Genomic DNA, 1,484 nt, shown 5'->3' on the forward strand with positions numbered 1-1,484 from the left:
GACCGCGCCGCCGGGGCACCCAGCCCAAGGTCGTCGCCCTCGGCGGCGGCATGGGCCTGTCCGCCTCGCTCGCCGCGCTGCGCCGGATCACCGGCGACCTCACCGCCGTCGTCACCGTGGCCGACGACGGCGGCTCCAGCGGGCGCCTGCGCGACGAACTGGGCGTGCTGCCGCCCGGCGACCTGCGCAAGGCCCTGGCCGCGCTGTGCGGCGACGACGACTGGGGCCAGACCTGGGCCCGCGTCATCCAGCACCGCTTCCAGTCCCAGGGCGACCTGCACGAGCACGCGGTCGGCAATCTGCTGATCGTCGCCCTGTGGGAGCAGCTCGGCGACCACGTCCAGGCCCTCGACCTGGTGGGCCGGCTGCTCGGCGCGCACGGGCGGGTGCTGCCCATGTCCGCCGTGCCGCTGGAGCTGGAGGCCCTGGTCAAGGGCCACGACCCCGAGCGGCCCGACGAGACCGGCACCGTCCGCGGCCAGGCCACCGTCGCCCTCACCCCGGGCGAGGTGCAGTCCGTGCACCTCGTGCCGAACGACCCGCCCGCCGTCCCCGAGGCGGTCGCGGCGGTCCTCGACGCCGACTGGGTGGTGCTCGGTCCCGGCTCCTGGTTCTCCTCGGTCATCCCGCACCTGCTCGTGCCGGAACTGCTGGACGCCCTCATCGAGACCAAGGCGCGCCGGGTACTCTCCCTTAACCTCGCCCCGCAGCCAGGAGAAACCGAGGGCTTCTCCCCGCAGCGTCATTTGGAGGTTTTGGGACGACACGCCCCTAAACTCGCCCTGGACGTGGTGCTGGCCGACGAGGCCGCCGTGCCCGACCGCGACTCCCTGACCGATGCAGCCCAGCGGTTCGGCGCCGCGGTCGAGCTGGCCCCGGTGGCCAGGCCCGACGGAAGCCCCCGGCACGACCCGGAGCTGTTGGCCGCCGCGTACGACCGTATTTTTCGGATGCATGGAAGGATCGGCCCATGGCGATGACGGCAGCGGTGAAGGACGAGATCTCCCGGCTCCCCGTCACCCGGACCTGCTGCAGGAAGGCGGAGGTCTCCGCCATCCTGCGGTTCGCCGGCGGCCTCCACCTGGTGAGCGGGCGCATCGTGATCGAGGCGGAGCTGGACACCGCGATGGCGGCCCGCCGCCTCAAGCGGGACATCCTGGAGATCTTCGGCCACAGCTCCGAACTGATCGTGATGGCCCCGGGTGGACTGCGCCGCGGCTCGCGCTACGTCGTCCGGGTGGTCGCGGGCGGTGACCAGCTCGCCCGCCAGACCGGCCTGGTGGACGGCCGCGGCCGGCCGATCCGCGGCCTGCCCCCGCAGGTGGTCTCCGGGGCCACCTGTGACGCCGAGGCGGCCTGGCGCGGCGCCTTCCTGGCCCACGGCTCCCTCACCGAGCCCGGCCGCTCCTCCTCCCTGGAGGTGACCTGCCCCGGCCCCGAGGCCGCGCTCGCCCTGGTCGGCGCCGCCCGCAGGCTGTCGATCG

Annotated in this window: 2 protein-coding genes; both read left to right on the top strand. The window is 74.3% G+C overall.

Annotated features, from left to right (window positions below):
* A partial coding sequence (yvcK, locus tag B7767_RS28200; RefSeq protein WP_085574634.1) for a uridine diphosphate-N-acetylglucosamine-binding protein YvcK occupies positions 1 to 980 on the top strand: 980 nt, incomplete at its 5' end.
* Positions 971 to 1,484, top strand: a 514-nt coding sequence (gene whiA / locus B7767_RS28205; RefSeq protein ID WP_085574635.1) for a DNA-binding protein WhiA, incomplete at its 3' end; no start/stop codon positions are given. The genes yvcK and whiA, both read left to right, overlap by 10 nt.

Source organism: Streptomyces sp. 13-12-16 (assembly GCF_002114215.1).
Taxonomy (GTDB): Bacteria; Actinomycetota; Actinomycetes; order Streptomycetales; family Streptomycetaceae; genus Streptomyces.